Source organism: Wenjunlia vitaminophila DSM 41686, from assembly GCF_000380165.1.
GTDB lineage: Bacteria > Actinomycetota > Actinomycetes > Streptomycetales > Streptomycetaceae > Wenjunlia > Wenjunlia vitaminophila.
Genome location: NZ_KB904634.1, coordinates 98612 through 121884, shown reverse-complemented (window position 1 = coordinate 121884; position 23273 = coordinate 98612). Strand labels below are relative to the sequence as shown.

Here is a 23273-nt window from a genome sequence, read left to right as displayed (position 1 = left end):
ACGCCGGGCGGGTCCAGGTGCGTGACGTCCGCACCGCGACCCGCGCCGGTGTGCGCGTCGTTCAGGGGGTTCGTCGTCGCAACGTCGCCGCACCCAGGACGAGGGAGACGAACAGCGACCCGACGATCACCGCAAGGGACACCCACAGGCTCTGGGTGAACTCCGACGAGCGGGTCACCTTGTTCATCGCGTCCACGGCGTAGGACAGCGGCATGGCGTCCGAGAACCAGGTGAGCACCTGGTTCATGTCCTCGCGTGGGGTGAACAGTCCGCACACCAGGGCCTGCGGCAGCACCACCACCGGCATGAACTGCATGGCCTGGAACTCGGTGCGGGCGAACGCGCTGACGAACAGGCCCAGGGCGGTGCCGAGCACCGCGTCCAGCGCGGCCACCACGAAGACCATCACGGTGGAGCCGGTGATCTCCAGCCCCAGCCAGGTGAGGGAGACACCGACGGCCAGGGCGACCTGGGCGACCGCCAGCAGGCTGAAGGCGATGGCGTAACCCGACAGCAGGTCGAAGCGCCCGGCCGGGGTGGTCATCAGCCGCTCCAGGGTGCCCCCGGTGCGTTCGCGCAGCGTGGCCACCGAGGTCACCATGAACATCACCAGGAAGGCCAGGATCCCCAGTAGGGCGGGGGCGATCCTCTCGAACTGCCGTTGGGAGTCGAAGACGTAGCGGAGCAGGACCATCAGCACTGCCGGCATGATCAGGACCATGGCGGCGGTGCGGCGGTCGTGGCGCAACTGCCCGAGGACGCGGCGTGCGGTGGACAGGGTGACGGAGGCGTTCACGACTGCACCAACCCCTGCTGGGACGGGCCCTGCCGCTGGGAGGGCCGGTTGTGGTGTGCCTGGCGTTCCTGGATGAGGGAGAGGAACGCCTGCTCGAGGTCCTCCGCCCCGGTCCGTTGGCGCAACCCCTCGGGGGTGTCGTCGGCCAGGATGTTGCCGTCGCGCAGCAGCAGCAGCCGTTGGCAGCGGTTGGCCTCGTCCATGACGTGACTCGAGACCACCAACGTGGTGCCGGACTCGGCGAGCTGGTGGAAGATGCCCCACAGGTCGTGGCGGAGCACCGGGTCGAGGCCCACGGTCGGCTCGTCCAGGACCAGCAGCTCGGGGTCGCCGAGGAAGGCGATGGCCAGGCTGGCCCGGGAGCGTTGGCCACCGGAGAGCGACGCGGCAACCTGGTGCCGGCAGTCCTCGAGGGACAGCTCCCGGATCGCCCGGTCAATCGCGCTGCGCGGGGCCTGCAGGACGGAGGCGAAGTAGCGCAGGTTCTCGGTGACGGTCAGGTCCCCGTACAGGGCGGGACTCTGGGGTGCGTATCCGATCCGGTGTCGCAACTCGGGATGGCCCGCGGGCCGACCGAGGACGGTGACCTCACCTGACTTCACGATCTGCACGCCCATGATGGAGCGCATCAGGGTGGACTTGCCCTGCCCGCTGGGGCCGATCAGTCCGGTGATGGTGCCTTCCGGCAGCGAGCAGTCGATGCCGTGCAGGACTTCTCTCCCGCCGCGCACCACGCGCAGTTGGGAGACTTTCACGGCGACCATAAGTGATCACTCCTTGGGTCAGGGGCCTGGTTCCGCGGTGGCCCCGCGTCGGTGCCCTGGTCTTCGCGCCGCATCAGGGGCAACAGCACCTGGTCGACGATTCCTCTAACGACCGCATCAGGAATTGGTGATCCAAAAGTGAGGAAGTAGTGCCTTAGCATGATCGGTCCCGTACTGGCCACCCAGGGGTTCACCGCCTCGGGTCGCAGGTCACCGCGGTCCGCGGCCCTGCGGAGGAAGCCCAGCATCTCCTGGAGGGTGGGGTGGGTGATCACGTTGCGCGCCATCTCCCCTGCGGCCGGGTCGAGCAGCGTCTCCGCGGTCACCCCGCGGACCACCTCGCCGAGGGGGCCGTCCAGGCGGTCGGCGATCCCCCGGTGCAGGGCGAACAGGTCGGCCCGCAGGTCGCCGGTGTCCGGCAGGCGTCCGTTGTCGGGCAGGGCCCAGGCGACCACCTCGAGGCCCAGTGCGACGCGGCTGGGCCAGCGGCGGTACAGGGACGCCTTGCTGGTCCGGGCGCGCTCGGCGACCCGGTCCATGCTCAGCCCGGCATAACCGGACGTGCGCAACTCGTCCAGGGCGGCCTGGAGGATGGCCTTGCGCAACACGTCGCCCCGCCTGCGCGGTCTGCTGCGGTGGTCCTGGCCCCGTTCCTGGTGCTGTTCCTGCTTTTGGTCCTGATCCTGATCCGGGTCCTGATCCGGGACCTGATCCGGGCGGGGGTGGGAGGGGGAGGGGTCCGATATCGCTGCCACATCCTTTAGAGTACGCGTTGTTCTCTATTTTGTGAAGTGGATCACGTTCACGGAGTTCTGTGCCGGTTGCGCCGGGTGGCCGGAATCCAGGGCCGCGGTCCGGCCCGGCGTGCGACTCCGGGCCACCGCTCGCTGTCGGACCGTCACCGCGCGGGGCCCTCGGTGGGCTTCCGCGCAGGTTCGGCCCGAGCCCGCCGTTCGTGCCGGTCAAAAGCCGTACGCCGCCCGTCCTGCTCTGCAAGAGTGGCCGCACATGACCGTTGCACTGTTGTCCCGCGGTGGCGCAGCGCCGTGGGTCACCGCGCCAAGAACATCAGGAGGCTGCCCGTGCGCGCCGTGTGGATCACCCGGGTCGGAGGGCCCGAGACACTTCAGGTCCGCCAGACCCCCGACCCGGAACCGGGCCCCGGTGAGGTCCGGATTCGAGTGCGGGCCGCCGGGCTTGGATTCTCCGACCTGATGGCGAGGATGGGCCTGTACCGGGAGGCGCCCAAGCCCCCGTGCATCGTGGGGTACGAGGCCGCGGGCGTGGTGGACGCGGTCGGCGACGGCGTGGAGGAGTCGGCCATCGGCTCCCGGGTGCTGGCCGCCTGCAACTTCGGGGCCCACGCCGAGGCGGTGTGCGTCCCCGCGGACCGCACCGCGCCGATGCCGGACGAGATGACCTTCGAGGAGGGTGCCGCGCTCCCGGTCAACTACCTGACCGCCCATCACCTGCTCTTCCGCGTGGGTGGCATCCAGCCCGGCGACCGGGTGTTGGTCCACCAGGCGGCTGGAGGCGTCGGCACCGCCCTGTTGCAGCTCTGCCGGACGGTGGAGGGAGTCACCACCTTCGGCACCGCCTCCGCGGGCAAGCACGAGGCGCTGCGCGAGGAGGGCTGCACCCACCCGATCGACTACCGCACCCTGGACTACGCCCGCGAGGTGCGCAGGCTCACCGACGGCAAGGGCGTGGACCTGGTGCTCGACGCCCTGGGCGGACGGGACTGGCGTGCCGGTTACCGGCTGCTGCGCCCGGCCGGCCGGCTGGTGATGTACGGCTTCAGCAACATGGCAGGCGGTGGGCGACGCAGTATCCCCCGGATGGTCAAGCAGCTCGCCGGGGTGCCACTGTTCTCCCCGTTCTCACTGACCGACAACAACCGTACGGTCGCCGGCGTGCACCTGGGGCACCTGTGGGACCAGCGGGAGCTGTTGTTGCCGCAGATGGAACGGGTGCTCGAGCTCTACGCGAAGGGGCAGATCAGGCCACGGATCGACGAGGTGATGCCGTTCACCGAGGCCGCCGCGGCGCACCGCAGGCTTCAGGAACGCCGCAACGTCGGCAAGGTCATCCTGGTGCCGTGACCCGCGGGGAGCCGGCGCCCGCCGAGGAGGGCGGCGCCGGCTCCCGGTACGCCTGCCCTACGCCGCGACCCGGGCGGGGAGCCGGTCCGGGCGCATCACGGTGAAGCCGATCGGCTTGCCGTACGACGCCCGCGGGAAGCGGAACTCCACCCGGCGAAGCACCCGGGCGAGGATGACCTTCATCTCCACGGTGGCGAAGGTGGCCCCGATGCAGCGGTGCAGCCCGCCCCCGTAGGGGAGGAACTCGTGCGGCCCCGGCTTGCGGTAGCCGGGCAGCTCCGGGTCCCACCGGTCGGGGTCGAAGCGCAGCGGGTCGGAATAGACCTCCGGCAGCCGATGGGTGACGTAGGGGCTGAGCACCAGCAGGCTGCCCTGCGGAATCCGGTGCCCCTGGAAGGTGAACGGGACGGCGGCCTTGCGGGCGTTGAACGGCGCCGCCGGGTACAGCCGCATGGTCTCGTTCACCACCCGGTCCAGGTACTCCAGGCGGGGGACGTCGGCGGCGGTCAGCGGGCGGTCGTCGGGCACCACCCGCTCGACCTCCTCCTTGGCCCGCTGCCAGATCTTCGGGGACTGGGCCATGGCGTGCACCGCCCAGGAGACGGCGGCGCTGGTGGAGTCGTACCCCGCGGCGATCAGACTGATCACCTGGTCCAGGATCTCCACCTCGCTGAGCGCCCCACCGTCCTCGTCCCGGGTTTCCACCAGCAGGCTGAAGACGTCGCGGATGTCCGTACCGGGGTTGCGGCGGCGGTGGTCGATCTCGACGAGCACCCGGCGGGCCACCTCCTGGCGGGCCCGGATGGCCCGGCGGTAGGACGGTAGGCCGAGCCGCTGCACCCGTTGGACGATCGGGGACTCGTTGATCAGGTCCAGCACCCGCTGGAGCAGACGGCCCAGTTCGTCCTCGTCGGCCGCGAGCCTGCTGCCGAACAGCACCTGGATGGTGATCCGTCGAACCACCGTGCGGAGCTCCTGGTAGAGGTCCAGGGTGCGACCCGGCAGCCAGGTGTCGATCGCCGCGTCGGTGCGGTCCCGCATGACGTCCACGTAGCCGTCGATGGCCTGGCGGTGGAACGCGGGGGCGACCAGCCGGCGCCTGCGGCGGTGGTCCTCCCCGTCGCTGACGATGAGGGCGGTCTCCCCGTCCACGGGGATCAGTTGCTCGAACGCCTCGCGCCAACGGAACAGATGGGAGTTGGCGAAGACGAAACGGTTGGCCTCCGGGCCGAGCAGGTACACCCAGGAGTGGCGTCCGGTGCCGAGCTGCCACACGGGACCGTAGGTGCGGTAGAGGTTCTCCGCCCCGGTGTAGGGGTGTTGCGCGAGGTCAGCGATGCTGCGCAGGTACTGCGACGAGCGACGGAGCGGCCCGGAGATCGGGGTGGGGCGGGGGACGACCAAGACTTGCCTCCAACAACGGCACCGAACAGCGGATCGGCTTCGGGACCGCCGTCGACGCAGCCGCCCGGCCGACGCCAGCTTTGCGGACAGACCCTAGTCGGACGGGACTTGACCGGGGCTGGAGGCCGCCTGGTCGGTGGCCCCCCGGGGCCGGCCGTGCTCACCGGTGAGGTACGTCTCCAGTCCGTCCAGGAGCCGGGCGAGCCCGAACTCGAAGTAGCCCCTGCTCCGCCAGGCCTCCTCGCTGATCCGGCTGAGGGTGGGGTAGTCCTCGCTGGTGAGCACCTGCTCGAGCACCGGGACCTGGGCGGCCCAGAAGTCCTCGTTGCTGACACCGGTACGCTGCTCGGCCGTGGTGGCGTTGACGGACGTCCTGGCCACGCCGCTGACGAAGCCGTCCAGGGTGACCAGCACGGCCACCATCTCCGGCTGGGTGAGGCCGATCCCCTCGATGCCGGCGAGGACGGCCTCCACCCCCCGCGTCGCGTTGGGGCCGAGCAGCGGGCGGGCCTGGTCCACCTGGAGCAGCCACGGATGGCGGTGGTACAGCTCCCACATGCCGAGCGCGGTGCGCTCGAGCACCGTGCGCCAGTCGGTGTCCGCGGGGAACAGGCGTTCCGGCCGTGGTGGGTGGCCCTCGCCGTTGACGTGGTCGAGCATCAGGTCGAGCAGCTCCGCCTTGCCGGGCACGTAGCGGTAGAGCGACATGGTGCCGACGCCGAGCTCGCTGGCGACCCGACGCATGGAGAGCGCCGCCAGGCCCTCGGCGTCGGCGACGGACACCGCGGCGGTGACGATCCGCTCCAGGGTCAGGCCGGGTTTGGGGCCGCGGGTGGGCCGTTCGCCCAGCCCCCACAGCAGCTCCATGCTGCGTGAGATGTCCCCGCCCCCGCTGTGTGCGGTCGTCATCGTTCGGCCCTCCTGATCGACTCCAGCCTATGGCGTGGCGTCACCAGGGCTTCTGTGACCCCGACTGATCCAGCGTCGTGTCCCCGCGTCCCCCGCGGCCGTGGGGAAGAGAAACTGCGTATGGTGTACTCTCCTAACTGCATACGATGTACCCAGTTGAGAGGTGTCCTCGTGAAACCCTCCCCGTACGCCATCCGCGCCCAGGGCCTGCGCAAGCGCTTCGGGCGCGCCGAAGCCCTGGCCGGCTTCGACCTGGAGGTCCGAGCGGGCACCGTGCACGGTCTCCTCGGGCCCAACGGCGCGGGCAAGACCACCGTCGTGCGCATCCTGACCACCCTGCTCCGGCCCGACGAGGGCCACGCCGAGGTGGCCGGCTTCGACATCGTGCGCCAGGCCCGCCAGGTCCGTGCGCAGATCGGACTGACCGGGCAGTACGCCGCCGTGGACGAGGTCCTCACGGGCCGTCAGAACCTCACCATGTTCGGCCGTCTGCTCCACCTCGGGGCCCAGGGCGCCGCCCGCCGCGCCGACGAGCTGCTGGAGCGGTTCTCGCTGACCGACGCCGCCCACAAGCCGGTGAAGCAGTACAGCGGCGGCATGCGCCGGCGCCTCGACCTCGCCGCCGGGATGATCCTCGCCCCGAGGGTGCTGTTCCTCGACGAGCCGACCACGGGCCTCGACCCGCGCAGCCGCAACGAGGTGTGGCAGGCGGTGCGCTCCCTGGTGGCCGGGGGCACCACCGTGCTGCTCACCACCCAGTACCTGGACGAGGCGGACAAGCTCGCCCACCGCATCGCCGTCATCGACCACGGGCGGGTCGTCGCCGACGACACCCCCGGCGAGCTGAAGGGCGCCATCGGTGGGGACCGCGTCGAGGTGGTCCTGCACGACCAGGCCGACGTCCCCGCCGCCACCCGGATCCTGGTCCGCGCCTGCGGTACCGAGCCCGAGGTGGACGCCGAGGAACGCCGGCTGCACGCGCCGGTCGTCAACCGGGTGGCCACCCTCACCGAGGTGCTGCGCACCCTGGAGGACCAGGGGATAGGCGTGGCCGACATCGGGTTGCGCCGGCCCACCCTTGACGAGGTGTTCCTGCACCTCACCGGGCGCCGCGCCGAACAGTCAGCCCCCGGTGGGGGACCCGCGGAGCCCGCCGGAACCGACCCGGCCGGGCAGCGGACACACAAGGAGAGCACCGTCGCATGACCGCCGTCACCAACCCGACCCCGAGCCCCCTGGCCCCGACGCCCCCCGTGGTCCAGCTCCCGCGGAGCCGTGCCTACTGGGCGGTCGCCGACTGCCTGACCATCGTCCGCCGCGACCTGATCCACCGGGTCAGGGAGCCGGCCGGCATCGTCTGGCAGCTCGCCTTCCCCATCGTCTCCGTACTGCTGTACGGCTACGTCTTCGGCAGCGCCATGACGGTGCCCGGCGGCGGGGACTACCAGGAGTTCCTGATGCCCGGCATGTTCGTCATGACGATGGCCTTCGGGTTCATGAACACGGCCACCGCGGTGGTCTCCGACAAGGCCAAGGGCGTCACCGACCGCTTCCGTTCGATGCCGATGGCTCCCTCGGCGGTGGTCACCGGCCGGGGCATCGCCGACATCATCGGCGCCTGCATCGACCTGGTCATCCTCGGACTGTGCGCACTGGCGATCGGCTGGTCGCCCGACGACGGGCCCGTGGCGGCGGTCGCCGGGTTCGCCCTGCTCCTGCTGCTGCGCTTCGCCCTGCTCTGGGTGGGCGTCTTCCTCGGCCTGCTGATACCCAGCGTGGAGACCGCGGGCAACCTGTACGCCCTGGTCTTCCCGCTCACCATGATCTCGAACGTCTTCGTCGCGCCCAGCCTCATGCCCGACTGGCTCGGCGCCATCGCCACCTGGAACCCGCTGTCCGCCACGGTCACCGCCACCCGGGACCTGTTCGGCAACCCCGTCGCCAGCGGCGGTGGCTGGGCGGACGACCACGCCACGCTGCTCGCCGTGGGCTGGCCGCTGCTGCTCACCGCGATCTTCCTGCCGCTGGCCGTGCGCCGCTTCCAACGCCTGAGCCGCTGAGCGCCGGCCCGTGCTCGCCACGAGCCGACGCGGACCGCGGACGGGCCCGGCCCCGGGGGAATCCCGGGGCCGGGCCCGACCGCTCCGTGCTGGCTCCGTGTTTCGGAACGCCGGTGGATCACCGGTTCGGTGGCGCCGCGCTGATGTCGGCGAGCGCCGACCGCTCGTCCCGTTCGATCGCCAGATCACCGATGCTCACCACGCCGACGGTGTGACCGTCCTGCGTCACCGGCAGCCGACGCAGCGCGTTGCTGCGCATCAACTGCACGGCCGCGGCGGCGTCGTCCTCCGGCTGCACCGTGACCACCGGACCGCTGCACACGCTGTACACGGTGGTCTGGTCCGGATCGCGTCCTTCGGCCAGGCAGCGCACCACCAGGTCCCGGTCGGTGACCAGGCCCTGCAGTTGCTCGCCCTCGACGACCAGGATCGCACCGATGTCCTCGTCCCGCATCCGACGGGCGACCTCGGTGACCGAGGCCAGGCTCTCGATGGTGACCGGGGCGCCGGTCATGACGTCGCGTACCTGCTGAGCCACGACTTCTCCTCGCAGTGGATGGGTGTGTCCTGCGCTGGTTCGCCGCGCCGCTCGACGCCCGGACCCCCGTCGCACCCGGCCGGCGGCCGTCGCACGTGAACGATCCGGTGTGCGGTCCCGGTCGCCCCGGTCCGTCGGTCTGTGCCGACGGACCGGGCCGGGCGCGCACCGGGTGCACGTGACGACGTGTCGCCTTCGCGGGCACCCGGGGTGCGGGCACCGTTCGCCGGCGCCGTCAGGTCAGCGTCGCATCCTCCCCACGGCAGCCGTGGCGAACCCAAGCAGCACCGCCACACCTCCGGCGATGGCGTTGCTGATGATGATCCTCTTGGTGTCCACATTGCCGGCCACCACGAAGGGCGCGATGATCGTCCACACGCCGATCGCCGCCGCGGCCATGCTCATGCCCCGGGTCCGCTCGTAGACCGAGCCGAAGCCGAAGGCGAGCACCGCCAGGGCCAGTCCGGTGATCAGGTTGTTGGTCCTGATCGTGGTGGCGCCGTTGAAGCCCACGATCCAGGGCGAGACCGCCAGGTAAAGACCGGTGAGCAGACTCAGCCCCTCGATCCCTTGAGCCACGGGCGTCGAAGCCGCCCGCTCGTACTGGGCCCGCATGGCCACCAGATCGGGGTGGTGTTCAATGCGAGTCGTGGTCACAGTGACCACCTCCTAGGCATTTGCTCCACAAGCGCCGGGTTAGCCGCCACCCGGGGGCCAAAACCTCACCCCGGGGAATGACGGGCGAAGGCCGGGCAGGATTCCACTCCGCGGGACGGAACGGGGCAATGAGGCGGTGAGCGGTGACGGAGGGTGAGTGACCGACGCCGTGGAATGGTGACGCTGAGTGAGTGGTGAGTGATGTCGAGTCACCCACGGCGGGCCGCCAGGACCCACGGGTCCATGGCAGGAAAGGAGGGAAACTCGACCTTGTCGCCATCGCCGTCCCCGCTGACCATGGGGAGATGTCTACGCGTTCCGTGCTGATCGTGCTGTTCGACGGCGTGCAGAGCCTGGACGTCACCGGTCCGCTCGAGGTCTTCGCCGGGGCCAGCCAGTACACGGAGGCCCGGGGGGCCGGCCGGAGCTACACCGTGCGCACCGCCTCACCGGGAGGCACGCCGGTCCGCTGCTCCAGCGGGCTGCGCCTGAGCCCGGACGCGGACCTGGAACGCTGTTCCGCGCCGCACACCCTGATCGTTCCGGGCGGGGACGGGGCGCTGCGCCACGAGAACGAACGGGTCGTCGCCTGGCTGCGCGGGAAGGCTCCACGGGCCGCCCGGACCGCGTCTGTGTGCACCGGCGCCTTCCTGCTGGCCGAGGCCGGACTGCTGGCCGGACGCCGGGCCACCACCCACTGGGCCCTGGCGGACACGCTGGCCTCCCGCTACCCGGAAGTGACCGTGGACCCCGCGCCGGTCTTCGTCCGGGACGGCGCGGTGTTCACCTCGGCCGGCGTCACCACCGGCATCGACCTCGCCCTGGAGCTGGTGGAGCAGGACCTGGGCAGACACGCCGCGCTGACCATCGCCCGGCACCTGGTGGTGTTCCTGCGCCGGCCGGGGAACCAGCGACAGTTCAGCAGCCACCTGGAGGCCCAGACCGCGCACCGGGAGCCGCTGCGGGAGGTGCAGCGGTGGATCGCCGAGCACCCCGCAGACGACCTGTCGGTGGCGGCGCTGGCCCGCCGCGCCGCGCTGTCCCCCCGGCAGTTCGCCCGCGCCTTCGCGGCCGAGGTCGGCGTGCCGCCGGGCAGGTACGTGGACCGGGTGCGGCTCGAGGCGGCCCGCCGGTTGCTCGAGGACACCCGGGACGGGATCGAGGAGGTGGCCAAGGCCTGCGGCTACCGGACCACCGAGGCGATGCGCCGGGCCTTCCACCGCGAGCTCGCCGTCTCGCCCGCCGAGTACCGGCGCCGGTTCTCGCCGGCAGCCTCCTCCCCGGCGACCCCCTGAGCACTTCCGTGGACCGCGGCTCGGGCCGCTCGGCGCAGCCCCTGGGACGACACCGGCGCCCCGTGCCCGGTCCCCGGTCCGTCCCCCGCGGACAGCGACCACCGACAAGGAGTTCCCCCGTGCAGATCGCCATCCTGGTCTTCGACCGGTTCACCGCACTGGACGCCGTCGGACCCTATGAGGTCCTCAGCCGGCTGCCGGGAGCCGAGGTGGTGTTCACCGCCGAGTCCCGCGGGCCGGTGCGCGCGGAGACCGGGAGCCTGGCCCTGGTCGCCGACGCCGCGCTGGACGAGGTGCCCCGGCCCGACGTGGTGGTGGTCGCCGGTGGCCCGGGCCAGGGGGCGTGCATGGCGCCGGGCCCGGTGCTGAGCTGGCTGAGGGCCGTGGACGCCACCAGTGCGCACACCACGTCGGTGTGCACCGGTTCGCTGCTGCTCGCGGCGGCGGGCCTGCTCGTCGGCCGCAGGGCCACCACCCACTGGCTGGCGATCGACCAGTTGGCGGACCTCGGTGCGATCCCGGTGCACGAGCGGTTCGTGGCGGACGGCAAGTACCTCACCGCGGCGGGTGTCTCCGCCGGGATGGACATGGCGCTGTCCCTGGCCGACCGGATCGCCGGGGAGCAGGTGGCACGGACGATCCAACTCGGCTTGGAGTACGCACCGCAGCCACCGCACGGCGTGGCGCCGGGGTGCGCCGCGACAGCGGCTCCGGCGATCGTGGAGGGGCTGCGTGCCCGACGCCGGCAGATCCTGACCTGAGCGGGTGGTGCACCGGCACCCCGCGGCCGGGGCGGGTTTGCCGGCGCGGGGCACGTGGTACTGGCGTGACGGACCACGGCTGCCCACCGCGCCGCGCCGCTGGCAGCCGGGAAGCGCCGCGGGCCGGCGCGGGAGCCACGAGCCACGGAGGAGCGGCGATGAAGACCCACGAGCAGCGGGTGAAGGAGATCGTCGCCCGGCACTTCGGCGTCGCCCCCGGCGACGTCGGGTACACCTCCCACTTCGTCGACGACTTCGGCGCCGACGAGGCGAGCCTGCGCCTGCTGCTGGAGACACTCCAGCGGGAGCTGTGCTTCGACATCCTGGAGAGCGACACCCAGAACCTGCTGACCCCCAAGCAGGTCGCCGAGTTCATCCAGGAGTACTGCGGTCAGTGACCCCTGCCCCCGGCCCCCGGCGCCCGCGGGACCGCCGCACCCGGGGGCCGGAGACGGTCACGTCAGTTCCGGCCAGCCGAAGTACTGGGCGAACCCGGAGGGCAACTGGCTGATCAGCTTGTTGACCTCGCCGCCGCTGACGTCCTCGCCCAGCACGGACAGCACCGCCCGGGCGTGCATGTCGGCGATCCGCTCGTCATCACCCGTGGCCTCGGCCACATGGTGGATGAACTCGGTCACGCCCCAGTTCTGCGGGGCGGCCTCGGCCTGGTTGAGGGCCTCGGCCAGCTCGGGTGGGAGCTGGTCGGCCAGGTGCTCGGCCGACGCGGGGGTCAGCCGCCTGCCCAGCGTGGCCACCACGGCCTCGGTGATCCGACCCGCCTCGTCGGCGGCGTACTCGTCACGGTCGCGGACCGCCGCGACTATCTCTCCGTACTTCATGGACTGCTCCGCTCTGGATGCTTGTCCCGGCTCACACCGGCCGTGAATACCACTCCTCTGCCCCGTTAAACCGGGTCGAAGAGCAGCGAAAACCTCAATGCTGACTCATGGGCGAATACCCGGGAAATCGGGCCGCACTCACCCGGTGCGGCCCGGCGGAGGACCCGCGCAGAGCTGTTCCCGTCGCTGCCGGTGAAAACTTCCGCGGCCAAAACGAAACCCCAGGCGCCCCACTGGCAGTACCCCTTCTGGGTGGACATCAGCCACCCACCACTCGCAGCCGGACCGAGAGGCCGGTTGTCCAGCGACAGTCAGGAATGGGTCATGAACATGGGTCTGTTCGACAGGAGTAGGGACTACATCCTCGCCATGTTCCGCGTCCTGGTGGGGTTCCTGTTTGCCTGCCACGGGGCGGCGACGTTGTTCGACGTGCTGGGCGGGCCCAACAGCGGGCAGGTGCCTGGCGCCGGCGCCTGGCCCGACTGGTGGGCCGCGGTCATCCAGTTGTTCGGCGGAGCCCTGGTCGCCGTGGGGCTCGGCACCCGTGCCTCAGCCGTCCTGTGTTCGGGGTCGATGGCCTACGCGTACTTCGTCGAGCACCAGAGTGAGGCGTTGTTCCCGCTGGAGAACGGCGGGGAGAGAGCGGCGATGTTCTGCTGGGCCTTCCTCATCATCGCGTTCAGCGGGCCCGGAAGGTGGGCGCTGGACTCGCTGATCCAACGCCAGCGGGCCGCGGCGCGGTCGCAGAAGTCGCCCGCGGTGCCCGCCTGACCCACCGCTGTCGATCCGGAGCCCACCGCACCGACATGCCGCTGGCCGGCACGGGGTGCCGACCCGGCACCGGTCGGTGGCCACGCCCCTGGGGGCCTCCGGGTCGTCAGCCCTGCTTCTTGTGCGGTTTCCCGGTGACCGCGGCGTGCCCGTCCCCGCTGACCAGGGTCTGCCCGTCCCCGCTGGCCGGAGCCTGCTTCGTGTGATCCGGACGGAGCATGTCCACCACGCGCAGCAGCTCCATCGGCAGGGGGAAGATCAGCGTGGAGTTCCGCTCCGCGGACACCTCGGCCATCGTGGAAAGGATGCGCAACTGCATCGCCGCCGGGTGCCCCTCCAGGCGCTCGGCGGCGTCGCTCAAGGTCGCCGCCGCCTCGAACTCCCCCTTGGCGTGGATGACCTTGGCCCGCCGGTCCCGTTCGGACTCCGCCTGCCTGGCCATGGCCCGCCGCATCACCTCGGGCAGCTCCACGTCCTTGACCTCCACCAGCGACACCTTGACACCCCAGGGCTGGGTCACGTCGTCGATGATGTTGCGCAACCGCTGGTTGATCGCCTCCCGGTTGACCAGCAGCTCGTCGAGGTCCACCTGCCCCAGGATGCTGCGCAGCGTGGTCTGGGAGATCTGGGAGGTGCCCTTGATGTGGTCCTCGATGGCCAGGACCGACCGGTTGGGTTCCACCACGTTGAAGTACGCCACCGCGTTCACCCGGACCGTGACGTTGTCCTTGGTGATGATGTCCTGTGGCGGGATGCTCATGGTGACGGTCCGCAGGGACACCCGGACCATCCGGTCGACGTACGGGATCAGGAAGAACAACCCCGGCCCCTTGGCCCCCCCGGTCACCCGCCCCAACCGGAAGATCACGGCCCGTTCGTACTCCGGGATGATCCGCACCGACATCATCGCCAGGATGAGCACGACCAGGACGACGACCACGATGACGACGATGCCGGCGGTACTCACAGCCGCCCCGTCTCGTCGGCGCGGGTCGTGGGCATCAGGGTCCTGATGTCCCTGGGCAGGACGCGACTGAGGCGTTCCATGAGCTCGGGTGACACAGCGGCGTCGAGGACCTCGAGCACCGCGGTGGCGTCCCGGATCGCGGCGTCCTCGGGGGAGCCGGTTCGCCAGGAGATCCGGCCGAGGAACGTGGTGAGGTCGAACCGGTCACCCTTGCCCCGCTGCTCGCGGGTCCGGTCGTGTGCCGCGGTCACCCGCAGCACGTGTTCGCCCACCTCCGCGGGGAGCTGGGCGGCGAGGTGCTCGGCCACCCCGTCGGGCACCCGTTCCGCCACGGTCTCCAGCGTCGCCCGAACGGCGCGTTCCGCGGCGCCGCGGTCCGGCAACCCCGCTCTCGCCTGTACCTGACCGATCAGTTCGTCGTGGCGCATGGTCGTCCTCGTTCCTGGTCGGGACTCAACGCTGGTAGAGACCGACCAGGGTGCCGCTGGCCAGTTGCCGGTTGTCGACGATGTCGTGCACCTGGTCGGCCGAGGCGCCGTCCGGGATGGAGACCGGCTCGGGCAGCGCGTACAGGTGGAAGAAGTACCGGTGCGCCGGATCGCCGGTCGGGGGCTGGGGGCCGCCCCAGCCACGCTCCCGGTAGCCGTTGGTGTGCGGGGAGCCGCCGAGGGGTGTCTGTCCTGCCTCGGTGCCGGCGCTTCCCGGGTCGATGCCGGTGACCAGCCAGTGCAGGAAGTTCCCCGACGGGGCGTCCGGGTCCTCGCAGAGCAGGACCAGTTCTGCCGTGCCTTCGGGGATGTCAGACCAGGTCAGCGGCGGTGAGACGTTGTCCCCGTCCTTGGCGTAGCGACGGGGGATCACGGTGTGGTCGCTGAACGCGGCGCTGAGGAGTTCTATGCCAGCCATAGCCGTCGGTAGTACCCCTGGACAGGCCAGCCATGCCGCCGCGCCCCTCCGGTCCGCGCGTTGCTGGACCGGTGGGGCGCCGAACGCTCGTCCGTCCCCTGCGGTCCGTTACGGTCCGTGCTCTGTGTGCCCGCGGCGAGCACTGTCGGGGAACTGGTGTCCGAATTCAGGGGTGGTGAACCGGACGGCCGTGCGTCCCGTCAGGTCATAGGCCCCCCGCGATCGTGTCGAGGTACGCGGCGAGGTCCGCGGGACGGGAGTACATCGGGCCGTGACCGGTGTCCCACTCGGTGGTCCGCGCTCCCATGCGGGCGGCGAGTTCCCGCTGGGTGGCGACCGGCAGCGCCCGGTCCTCGGTGGCGACCAGGTAGTGGGTGGGCAGGTCGCGCCAGGCGGGAACCCCGGAGGGGTTCGCCTCTATGCCCAGGCGGGGGAACTTCTGTACGGCGCCGGCGATCGCGTTGCGCTCGGGGGTGGCGTCGGCGGACATGACCGTGCCGTAGTCCGGGCGGTCGAGGTAGGAGTAGCCGTCCTCGGTGACCTTCAGGTGCTGGAACAGCAGGCTGCCGGGATGGCGGCGGACGATGTCGCCGACCGTCTCGCCCTCGTCGGGCGCGAACCCGGCGATGTAGGCGAGGGCCGCGACGTCGTCCCGGCCGCGGGCCGCGTTGGTGACGACGGCGCCGCCGTACGACCAGCCGACCAGGAGGACGGGGCCTTTGACGGTGGACAGGACCCGGTGGACGACCGCGACGTCGCCGTCGAGGGACTCCAGCGGCAACTGGACGGCGACCGGTTCGTGGCCGAGGGCACGCAGGGCGGTGATGGTCTCGCTCCAGCAGGAGCCGTCGGCCCACAGGCCGTGGACGAGGACGATCGCGGGCATCGTGGGAACTCCGTGGACGTGGTGGATGTCGGACTCGGGCGCGACCGGGAACGAGGCCGCGGAGGACCATTCCAGCAGCACCGCGCCGTGCACGGGGCGGAACCCCCGATCGCGCTCCCGCACACCGGCCCCCGGGGACCCTCCCCGGCGGGAAACCCAGATGCCGGCCGGTGGGCCGGCATGTTGTGATGCCCGCCATGGACCGACCCCGACACCCCACCGGCGGTGACCCCGACCTGTGGGACGCAGTGGAGCAGAACCTCGCCGAGCACGCCTGTCACCTGCACCGGCACCTGGGTGGCTGCACCGTCGTGGAGACGGACGACCTGCTGGTCGCCGACAGCGGCCTGGACGACGACACCTTCAACATCGTCGCTGCGGCACGCCTCGCCCCGGACACGGCCCCGGCCCGGGTCAGGCAGACCGTCCGGTCCCTGACCGCCACGGGACGCCCCTTCTCCTGGTGGGTCGGACCCGCCTCCACACCGGCCGAACTCCCCGCACTCCTGGAGGCCGCCGGTGTGCACGCGTCCGGGACGGAGTCGGGCATGTGGCGGGACCTCGAGGAGCCCCTGCCCGAGCCACGCGCCGGGGGCCTGGACATCCGCCGGGTGACCACCCAGGGGCAACTCGCCGACTTCTCAGCCGTCCTGGCCGCGAACTGGGACCCACCCGCCGCGACCGTGCGCCGCTTCTTCGCCGAGGCGGCCCCGTGGGCGTTGGCCCCGACGAGCCCGGCCCGCTACCTGGTCGGCTACGTCGAGGGCCGACCGGTGTGCTCGGCCGAGGTGTTCCTGCACGCGGGGGTCGCCGGCATCTACAACATCGCCACCCTGGCCACCGACCGGCAGCGAGGACACGGCGGCGCCATCACCCTGGCCGCCGTGCGCGCCGCGTACGACGAGGGCGCGCGCACCGCGGTCCTCCAGGCGTCCGCGGACGGCGAACGCGTCTACCGGCGGCTGGGGTTCGACTCCTGCGGCACGTTCACCGAGTACGCCATCGTTCCCTGAGACGGCCCGGAGACCAGCCCCCGGGGCGCCGTCGCCGGTCAGAGCGGCGGCTCGGCCGACACCGTGCGGAACGTGAGGGTGAACTCGACCGGCTCCGGGCGGAGCTGGTGCTCCGGCAGCACCCCGGGGCCGCAGGACGCACTGCCGACGCCGTGCATGGCGTGGTCCAGGTTCACCCACACCGTGTCCCGGGAGGGGACCAGGTCCAGGGGGTGCCGTGCGGCGTCGAGGTGCTCGCTCGTCCAGCGCCGCGCGGTGAACCAGAACGTCGGCTCGCCGTCCACGCGCAGTCCGTTGCCCTCGGCGTCGGACAGCCGGGCCCACCGCACGTCGATGCGGGCGCCGTTCTCCTGGGGACGGACGTACGGGGTCTGGAGGGCGTCGACCGAGCGTTCCCAGCGGCCCACCGCGGCGGCCTCCCTGGAGTCCGGGTACGCCTCCTCGGGGCCACCGCCGAACCACGTGGCCGCGTCGAGCGCCGCGGGAACGCCGAGGCGCACCCCGAGCCGCGGCAGGGTGCACGGCCACTGGCCTTCCGGGTCCACCCGGACGGTGAGCCGGAGCAGCTCCCCGGTGGCTGTCCACCGGTAGGTGGTGCGCAGGGCGACGTCCGTCGCCGCGGGTGCCACCCGGGACCGCACCACGAGCTCCCGGCCCCGGAGCGTCACCGCGTCCACCCGGTGCTGCATCCGGTGCAGGCCGACCTGCCGCCAGAGCAGGGCGTGACAGGGCTCGGACGGGGAGGCCGCCCCCTCGTCGTTGTCGGTGGGCGCGCGCCAGACGTCCAGGCGGGGGCCGGTGAGGTCCAGGGAGCCCAGCCGCACCAGCGTGCCCGACGCGGTGTCGAAGGTGGCCGGACCCAGGACGACCACCGAGCCGCGGTCGCGGGGGACGGCCGCGGCGGGGGCAGCACGGCCCCCGGCCAGCGCTCGGCGCCCGGGGCCGCGGTCCGCCGGGAACTGCCCCCAGGCCACCAGGTGACCGGCGGGCGCCCACGCGGTGTCGGACGCCAGGACCGCCCGCACGGTCCACCATGCCTCTCCCGGCGGTGCCGAGGCGGACAGCGGCGCCGCGGGAAGCGTGAGCCCGGCGGACTCCCCGGGCGCGAGCGGGGGGACCGCGAGCGGTCCCCCGTCCACCGCCGCGCCCTCCACCTCCCGGGACCACGAGAAGCTCAGGTGCGACAGGTCAACCATGTCGTGCAGGTTGGTTACCCGCACCGTCCCCGGCTCCGGGCCGCCCACGATGCGGACGGGTTGGATCACCTTCCGGTACTCCAGCAGGGCGGGGGAGGGGGTGCGGTCGGGGAACAGCAGGCCGTCGCAGACGAAGTTGCCGTCGTGGACCTCCTCACCGAAGTCACCGCCGTAGGCGTAGAACGGCGTGCCGTCGGCGGCGCGCCTGACCAGTCCGTGGTCGATCCACTCCCACACGAACCCGCCCTGGCAGCGCTCGTGGGCCTCGAACAGCCGCTGGTACTCGCTGAGGCCGCCCGGCCCGTTGCCCATGGCGTGGCCGTACTCGCACTGGATGAACGGCAGGGTGCGCCGCCTGGCTACCAGCTCCGGATCGGCGGTGCCGGTGGCCAGCCAGGCGTCGAGCGGGGCGGAGGTGCCGTCGGGGGCCACGGGCTGGTCCTCGACGCGCAGACCGATCCGCTCCACCTCGGCGTGCGACGCGTACATCCGTGAGTAGACGTCGACGTCGGCGCTGGACAGGTCTCCCTCGTAGTGGATCGGCCGGTCCGGATCGCGCCGTCTGATCCACGCCGACATCGCGGTCAGGCCCCGACCGGTCCCGCACTCGTTGCCCAGCGACCACATGATCACGCAGGGGTGGTTCTTGTCCCGCTCCACCATGCGTTCGGCACGGTCCAGCAGCGCGGGGGTCCAGCGGTCGTCGTCCACCGGGTTGCCCCGCCAGCCCACGGTGGCGAAGCCGTGGGTCTCCAGGTCGCACTCGTCGATGACCCACAGCCCCAGCTCGTCGCAGAGGTCCAGGAACGCCGGGTGCGGCGGGTAGTGGCTGGTGCGGACGGCGTTGATGTTGTGCTGCTTCATCAGCAGCAGGTCACGGCGCATGGTGTCGGCGTCCAACGCCCGACCGGTGCGGGGGTGGAACTCGTGGCGGTTGACCCCGCGGAACAGGACACGCCGGCCGTTGACCCGCAGCACCCCGTCCTCGACCCGGACGGTGCGGAAACCCAGCCGCAGCGGGATGCGCTCGCCGCCGGTGCTCAGCTCGGCGTCGTACAACCGCGGTTCCTCGGCCGACCACGGCCGCACCGGCACCGTTGCCGGTTCCCCGGTGGCCAGGTCGAGGCCGAGCTCGGGAACGGTCACCCGGCCCGCGGGGGAGCAGTCCACCCGGAGCGTTCCGTGTCCGCGGCGGTGGTCGTACGAGGCGTGGACGAAGAAGTCCGCGACCGAACCGTGCGGTCGGTGCAGCAGGGTGACGTCCCGGAAGATCCCGGGCAACCACCACATGTCCTGGTCCTCCAGGTAGCTGCCCGACGACCACTGGTGCACCCGGACCGCGAGCACGTTGCCGCGGTCGCGCAGCAGGTCCCCCACCGCGAACTCGTGCGGCAGCCGGCTCCCCTTGAACGACCCGAGTTCCTGGCCGTTGAACCAGACCCGGGCGCAGGACTCCACGCCGTCGAAGCGCAGCACCGCCGCACCGTCGGGCCAGTCCCCGGGGAGGTCGAAGACCAGGCGGTGGTCACCGGTCGGGTTCTCGGTGGGGACCCGGGGCGGGTCGAGCGGGAAGGGGTACCGCACGTTGGTGTACGCGGGAGCGCCGTACCCGTGCAGGCACCAGTGCGAGGGCACCGGCAACGTGTCCCAGGCCGAGTCGTCGTGGTCGGGCCGGACGAACGCCTCGTCCCACGTGGTCGCGGTCGGGGCGAACCGGAAGCGCCAGGAGCCGTTGAGGCTCAACCGGCGGGCATCGGACGACGGGTACCAGGCGCGCGGCGGCAGACCACCGGTGCCGGGTGAGACGTCCTCGTGGAAGGGCGGGCGGGCGGCGTCCTGCGGGACGGTCATGTGCTCTCCCTCGGTGGTGGTCGGTCTCAGCCGGCGGTCCCGGACCCCGACGGACCGCCGAGGCGGGCGACGTACCGCAGCCCACCCAGGAGGTGGCGGCGGAAGTCGGGGTCGGCGTAGATCTCCCGGGTGTGGCCGAGGGACGTGAAGAACGACCGGCCGCCGCCGTCCAGTTCGCGGGACCACGCCAGTGGGTGGTCGGCCCCCATGGTGCCGGAACCGTAGCTGTCCTCGTCCACCCGGAGCAGGACCCGCACGCGCCCACGGGGGTTGTCCTGGAACTCGTACCACTCGTCGACCAGCGGCCAGGTGTCACCGAGGTGCCGGGTGGCCGGGTGGTCGTGGTCCTCGACCACCACCACCCCCGGTTGCAGCGGGGGGTGGTGGGTGAAACGGGCGCCGATCAGCTCGCCGAAGTACGGCCAGTGGAGTTCCGTTCCCGCGGCGGAGTGCACCCCCACGAAGCCACCACCCGCGGCCATGTACCCGCGCAGGGCGTCGCGCGCCTCGGGGGTGAGCACCTCCCGCATGGTGGAGAGGAAGACCACGGCCCGGACGGTGCCGAGGTCGTCCGTGAAGGCGTCGGGGTCCTCGGTGTGCCGCACCGAGAAGCCGTGCTCGGCACCGAGGGCCCGGAACGCGGCGACACCGTCGGGGATGGAGTCGTGGCGGTACCCGTTGGTGCGGGTGAACACGAGCACGCTGGGGGGTCGCATGGCCCCCATCGTAGGAGCCGCCCCTAGGGCCTGTCTGATAAGTAGCGTCGTCCGCCCGGAGGGCGGGGGTCGCGGCGTCTGGTGCGTGCGATCGCAAGGCGGAGGGTCGTCCTCGTACTGGGCGTACGTGGACGATCCCGACAACGCAGCGAGCGTGCGTGCCAGGCGTCACGACCCAGGCGGGATTTATCAGACAGGCCCTAGCGGACCGGCGCGCGCCGCAGGGGCTCCCGGGATCAGCCCCAGCGGAAGGACCAGTGGTCCCTGCCCCGCAGATGCTCGCGCGCGTAGCGGGCCAGCGTGCCTCCGCACCGCCGTACGTTGTCGGGGCAGAACGCGAGGTGTTCGGCCGCCACCGCCACGGCCTGGTCGAGCGTCCGCGGTGGCCCCGCCACCGAGACGTGCAGCACGCCGTGCTCCTCCAGCGCGACGACCCGCACCCCGAACCTGTCCTCCCAGCTCCGCAGCACCGCGCTGGACTGCGCGGCGTCGTGGCCGTCACAGCCCCCCGGCCGGCCGGTCCAACCGACGGCGGCCAACACGTCGGCCCCACGCCCCGCCGGAACGAGGCCCACCCGGGGCCGACACAGCATCGCGTGCTCCACCAGCTCACCGGCGACCCTGGCCGCCACCACGTCGGGATCGTCCTCGGGCGGCGGGGTGGCGGCCAGGCCGGGCCACCGGGGACGGGGGGAGGCAGAGGTGCCTTCCCAGCAGGTCCTGGGGGCCTGGTGGGGGGCCGGGGGGACGTGCCGCGCCCACCACCACCGCAGGAGCGCCTCGGCGTCGAACGCGCCCGGGTCGGAGCCCGGGTGCGGGGCGGGCGCGCGGTCCCAGGGACGCCCGCGGCGCCCGCCGAGCAGCACCGGCCACAGCCCCGTCGTCCGGTGCGCGGGAAGCAGCCGCGCCCAGGAGTCCCCCGTCGCCTCCTCGTCCGCGCGCCACAGCAGGGAGTGGCGCCGGCCGCCGCGGCTGCTGGCCGACGCGCCCCGTAGCGGACCGTGGCCGGCGGACACCGTGGAGCGGCCCGCGCCGTGAAGGGGGGTGCCGCCCCGGGCGCGCGAGGGGCGAGGAGGCAACGTCATGACCCGAACCCTAGGCACCGGGTCGGACAGTGGCTCTCGACGCCCGGCGCGAAGCGGGCCGGCTGCCTCAAGGCCCGCTGGGGACGCCCGTGGGCCGTCCACCACCGCGCTCCGGCCTATCCCTCGGAGGCCAGCCGGTAGGTGCAGACGTGCACGCCCGTGCTGCTGGTGACGGTGGAGACCAGCTCCAGGGTCCGCAGCACGCCGTTGTCGGGGAAGATCGTCTTGCCGCCGCCGAGGATCACCGGCTCGATCATGAGGCGGAGCTCGTCCACCATCCCCTCGCCAAGCAGGGCGCGCACGAGCGTGGGGCTCCCCATGACGACCAGGTCGCCCCCGTCGGAGTCCCGCAGCTTCCGGATGCCGGCGACGGCCTCCTCACCGGGGATGCGTGTGGTGTTGTCCCAGGTCAGCTCCGCGTCGCTCAGCGTCGAGGAGACGACGTACTTGGGGATGGCGTTCATCCGGTCGGCGAACGGGTCACCGGCCCGCTCGGGCCACGCCGCGGCCATCGTCTGCCACGTGCGGCGCCCGAACAGCAGAGCCTCGGCCTTGGTCATCACGTCGTTGAAGACGGGACCCATGACCTCGGGGTCGAAGAACGGGCCCGACCAGCCGCCGTGGGCGAAACCACCGTCGGTGTCCTCCTGGGGGCCGCCCGGGGCCTGCACGACGCCGTCCAGGCTGATGAACTCGCTGACCACGATCCGCATGGGACTTGCTCCTTCTGTTCGCTACGGGACTACGGTTGTTCAGACCGTCGTGGGGCGCGGAAGTCATCGCACCACGTGATCCCGCAGTGGTGACCTAGGGCACAGGATCGTACGTCCCTTCGGCCGCGCCCGTGGCCACCTTGCCGGGCCGGGTCGCTCGGTACGCGCCGCCAGCGGTGACGACCGCCACCCGGAGTCGCCCCCTTGGTTCCGGGTTCCGGGCCTCCGCCGAGCGCGCACCGGGGAAACCCGCTCGCCCTGTCGCCTCCTCGACGGGACCCTGTGGGCATGGAGTTCCTCTGCTACCACCGCGACCGTCCCGGCTCGCTGCCGCTGCGCCACGAGCTACTGGAAGAGCACTGGTCGTATATGGACCGGTATGCCAAAACGATGATCGCCCGGGGTCCGACCCTCGCCGACGACGGCGACACACCCACCGGAAGCGTGCACATCGTCGGCCTGCCCGATCCCGCCGCCGCCCGCGCGTTCGCCTTCGACGAGCCCAACTACCAGGCCGGCGCCTACCGGGACGTGCTGCTGCGACGGTGGCACAACACCCTGGGACGCACCATGTGGGACTTCCCGGGCGGACGGACCGGCGGCAACCGGTACCTCGTGCTCGGCCTCGGCCTGGGGCAGATCGCCGACCTCGCCGTGCCGCCCAACCAGGACGAGCTGGTCGCCTACGGGCCGCTGCTGTCCGACGACGGCACCACCTGGCTGGGCACGGCGGCGCTGCTGCGGGCGCCGGACCCGGACGCGGCACGCGCCATCCTGACCCCGGACCGGTACGCCGACATCGAGGTGCACAACTGGCAGTTCGGCGGGCGGCCGTCATGACCCGAGTTCCCGAACTCGCCGCACCCCGCAACTGGCGACGAACTACCGCCGTGGAGAACCAGCCGGTGCTGGCCACGCCCCGAAAGGCATGGCCAGCACCAGTGAGCCGGGTGCGAGCGGATTCACGGAACGGAAAACCCGATGCTCGCCCGGGAAGCGGCGGAAACGGGCTGTCGAAGACCCGTCCCGGGCGCCGGCCGTCAA

25 protein-coding genes are annotated in these 23273 nt (G+C 72.0%); 9 read left to right on the top strand and 16 right to left on the bottom strand.

Annotated features, from left to right (window positions below):
• Nucleotides 1–61 precede the first annotated feature (61 nt).
• The 3 genes from A3IG_RS0100440 to A3IG_RS28020 are packed head-to-tail and all read right to left on the bottom strand — an operon-like array spanning nucleotide 62 to nucleotide 2315.
• Nucleotides 62–796, bottom strand: a complete 735-nt coding sequence (locus A3IG_RS0100440) for an ABC transporter permease (RefSeq protein WP_018381561.1) — start codon at nucleotides 794–796, stop codon at nucleotides 62–64.
• On the bottom strand, nucleotides 793–1560 hold the full coding sequence (locus A3IG_RS0100435) for an ABC transporter ATP-binding protein (RefSeq protein WP_018381560.1): 768 nt from the start codon (nucleotides 1558–1560) through the stop codon (nucleotides 793–795). Before A3IG_RS0100435 ends, A3IG_RS0100440 begins: the two co-directional genes overlap by 4 nt.
• Nucleotides 1548–2315: a TetR/AcrR family transcriptional regulator gene (locus A3IG_RS28020; RefSeq protein WP_201787465.1), complete on the bottom strand. Its 768-nt coding sequence runs from the start codon at nucleotides 2313–2315 to the stop codon at nucleotides 1548–1550. The genes A3IG_RS0100435 and A3IG_RS28020 overlap by 13 nt, the downstream gene beginning before the upstream one ends.
• A 327-nt stretch (nucleotides 2316–2642) precedes the next feature.
• Between A3IG_RS28020 and A3IG_RS0100425 the strand changes: the two genes are divergently transcribed.
• Entirely contained in the window at nucleotides 2643–3662 is a 1020-nt protein-coding gene (locus tag A3IG_RS0100425; RefSeq protein WP_018381557.1) for a synaptic vesicle VAT-1 family membrane protein, read from the top strand.
• Between the two features lie 57 nt (nucleotides 3663–3719).
• Here A3IG_RS0100425 and A3IG_RS28015 read toward each other — a convergent pair whose 3' ends face one another.
• Nucleotides 3720–5066, bottom strand: a complete 1347-nt coding sequence (locus A3IG_RS28015) for a cytochrome P450 (RefSeq protein WP_018381556.1) — start codon at nucleotides 5064–5066, stop codon at nucleotides 3720–3722.
• Between the two features lie 93 nt (nucleotides 5067–5159).
• Nucleotides 5160–5975 (bottom strand): TetR/AcrR family transcriptional regulator, encoded by an 816-nt coding sequence (locus A3IG_RS0100415; RefSeq protein ID WP_018381555.1) that lies wholly within the window; start codon nucleotides 5973–5975, stop codon nucleotides 5160–5162.
• Nucleotides 5976–6146: 171 nt separating this feature from the next.
• On the opposite strand from A3IG_RS0100415, the gene A3IG_RS0100410 reads away from it, so the two are divergent.
• Together A3IG_RS0100410 and A3IG_RS0100405 are read left to right on the top strand one after the other, a co-directional pair.
• The gene (locus A3IG_RS0100410) at nucleotides 6147–7181 is read left to right on the top strand and encodes a daunorubicin resistance protein DrrA family ABC transporter ATP-binding protein (protein ID WP_018381554.1); all 1035 of its coding nucleotides are present in this window, start codon (nucleotides 6147–6149) and stop codon (nucleotides 7179–7181) included.
• Nucleotides 7178–8035: an ABC transporter permease gene (locus A3IG_RS0100405; protein WP_018381553.1), complete on the top strand. Its 858-nt coding sequence runs from the start codon at nucleotides 7178–7180 to the stop codon at nucleotides 8033–8035. Before A3IG_RS0100410 ends, A3IG_RS0100405 begins: the two co-directional genes overlap by 4 nt.
• 118 nt (nucleotides 8036–8153) lie before the next feature.
• On the opposite strand, the gene A3IG_RS0100400 is transcribed toward A3IG_RS0100405, so the two are convergent.
• Nucleotides 8154–8573 carry a CBS domain-containing protein gene (locus A3IG_RS0100400; RefSeq protein WP_018381552.1) on the bottom strand — a complete coding sequence of 140 codons (420 nt, stop codon included), beginning with the start codon at nucleotides 8571–8573 and terminating at the stop codon, nucleotides 8154–8156.
• Between the two features lie 240 nt (nucleotides 8574–8813).
• The gene (locus A3IG_RS0100395) at nucleotides 8814–9230 is read right to left on the bottom strand and encodes an SPW repeat protein (protein ID WP_236719070.1); all 417 of its coding nucleotides are present in this window, start codon (nucleotides 9228–9230) and stop codon (nucleotides 8814–8816) included.
• 305 nt (nucleotides 9231–9535) lie between these two features.
• Here A3IG_RS0100395 and A3IG_RS0100385 point away from each other — a divergent pair, with 305 nt between their 5' ends.
• The 3 genes from A3IG_RS0100385 (at nucleotide 9536) to A3IG_RS28010 (ending at nucleotide 11684) form a co-directional block, all read left to right on the top strand.
• Entirely contained in the window at nucleotides 9536–10525 is a 990-nt protein-coding gene (locus tag A3IG_RS0100385; protein WP_026219743.1) for a GlxA family transcriptional regulator, read from the top strand.
• A gap of 119 nt (nucleotides 10526–10644) precedes the next feature.
• Nucleotides 10645–11286 carry a DJ-1/PfpI family protein gene (locus A3IG_RS0100380; protein ID WP_018381548.1) on the top strand — a complete coding sequence of 214 codons (642 nt, stop codon included), beginning with the start codon at nucleotides 10645–10647 and terminating at the stop codon, nucleotides 11284–11286.
• A gap of 158 nt (nucleotides 11287–11444) precedes the next feature.
• A complete protein-coding gene (locus A3IG_RS28010; protein ID WP_018381547.1) occupies nucleotides 11445–11684 on the top strand; it encodes an acyl carrier protein in 240 nt (79 codons plus the stop codon).
• A 57-nt stretch (nucleotides 11685–11741) separates the two neighbouring features.
• On the opposite strand, the gene A3IG_RS0100370 is transcribed toward A3IG_RS28010, so the two are convergent.
• Nucleotides 11742–12125 (bottom strand): DUF2267 domain-containing protein, encoded by a 384-nt coding sequence (locus A3IG_RS0100370; protein WP_018381546.1) that lies wholly within the window; start codon nucleotides 12123–12125, stop codon nucleotides 11742–11744.
• A gap of 324 nt (nucleotides 12126–12449) precedes the next feature.
• On the opposite strand from A3IG_RS0100370, the gene A3IG_RS0100365 reads away from it, so the two are divergent.
• Nucleotides 12450–12896 (top strand): DoxX family protein, encoded by a 447-nt coding sequence (locus A3IG_RS0100365; protein WP_018381545.1) that lies wholly within the window; start codon nucleotides 12450–12452, stop codon nucleotides 12894–12896.
• Nucleotides 12897–13002: 106 nt separating this feature from the next.
• On the opposite strand, the gene A3IG_RS28005 is transcribed toward A3IG_RS0100365, so the two are convergent.
• From A3IG_RS28005 to A3IG_RS0100345, 4 genes are all read right to left on the bottom strand, one after another.
• Nucleotides 13003–13863 (bottom strand): slipin family protein, encoded by an 861-nt coding sequence (locus tag A3IG_RS28005; protein ID WP_018381544.1) that lies wholly within the window; start codon nucleotides 13861–13863, stop codon nucleotides 13003–13005.
• Nucleotides 13860–14291 (bottom strand): DUF2267 domain-containing protein, encoded by a 432-nt coding sequence (locus A3IG_RS0100355; RefSeq protein WP_018381543.1) that lies wholly within the window; start codon nucleotides 14289–14291, stop codon nucleotides 13860–13862. The genes A3IG_RS28005 and A3IG_RS0100355 overlap by 4 nt, the downstream gene beginning before the upstream one ends.
• 25 nt (nucleotides 14292–14316) lie before the next feature.
• A complete protein-coding gene (locus A3IG_RS0100350; protein WP_018381542.1) occupies nucleotides 14317–14769 on the bottom strand; it encodes a YbhB/YbcL family Raf kinase inhibitor-like protein in 453 nt (150 codons plus the stop codon).
• Between the two features lie 205 nt (nucleotides 14770–14974).
• A complete protein-coding gene (locus tag A3IG_RS0100345) occupies nucleotides 14975–15778 on the bottom strand; it encodes an alpha/beta fold hydrolase (RefSeq protein ID WP_018381541.1) in 804 nt (267 codons plus the stop codon).
• 125 nt (nucleotides 15779–15903) lie between these two features.
• On the opposite strand from A3IG_RS0100345, the gene A3IG_RS0100340 reads away from it, so the two are divergent.
• Nucleotides 15904–16668 (top strand): GNAT family N-acetyltransferase, encoded by a 765-nt coding sequence (locus tag A3IG_RS0100340; RefSeq protein WP_026219741.1) that lies wholly within the window; start codon nucleotides 15904–15906, stop codon nucleotides 16666–16668.
• Nucleotides 16669–16706: 38 nt separating this feature from the next.
• On the opposite strand, the gene A3IG_RS0100335 is transcribed toward A3IG_RS0100340, so the two are convergent.
• The 4 genes from A3IG_RS0100335 to A3IG_RS0100320 all read right to left on the bottom strand — a co-directional run bounded on the left by A3IG_RS0100335 (nucleotide 16707) and on the right by A3IG_RS0100320 (nucleotide 22229).
• Nucleotides 16707–19715, bottom strand: a complete 3009-nt coding sequence (locus A3IG_RS0100335) for a glycoside hydrolase family 2 TIM barrel-domain containing protein (RefSeq protein WP_018381539.1) — start codon at nucleotides 19713–19715, stop codon at nucleotides 16707–16709.
• A 26-nt stretch (nucleotides 19716–19741) separates the two neighbouring features.
• A complete protein-coding gene (locus tag A3IG_RS0100330) occupies nucleotides 19742–20431 on the bottom strand; it encodes a ThuA domain-containing protein (protein WP_018381538.1) in 690 nt (229 codons plus the stop codon).
• Nucleotides 20432–20667: 236 nt separating this feature from the next.
• Nucleotides 20668–21516 carry a DUF4253 domain-containing protein gene (locus A3IG_RS0100325; RefSeq protein WP_018381537.1) on the bottom strand — a complete coding sequence of 283 codons (849 nt, stop codon included), beginning with the start codon at nucleotides 21514–21516 and terminating at the stop codon, nucleotides 20668–20670.
• A 116-nt stretch (nucleotides 21517–21632) separates the two neighbouring features.
• Nucleotides 21633–22229, bottom strand: coding sequence for a dihydrofolate reductase family protein (locus A3IG_RS0100320; protein ID WP_018381536.1), 597 nt, complete (start codon nucleotides 22227–22229; stop codon nucleotides 21633–21635).
• Between the two features lie 288 nt (nucleotides 22230–22517).
• Here A3IG_RS0100320 and A3IG_RS0100315 point away from each other — a divergent pair, with 288 nt between their 5' ends.
• Nucleotides 22518–23069, top strand: coding sequence for a YciI family protein (locus A3IG_RS0100315; protein WP_018381535.1), 552 nt, complete (start codon nucleotides 22518–22520; stop codon nucleotides 23067–23069).
• Nucleotides 23070–23273 lie beyond the last annotated feature (204 nt).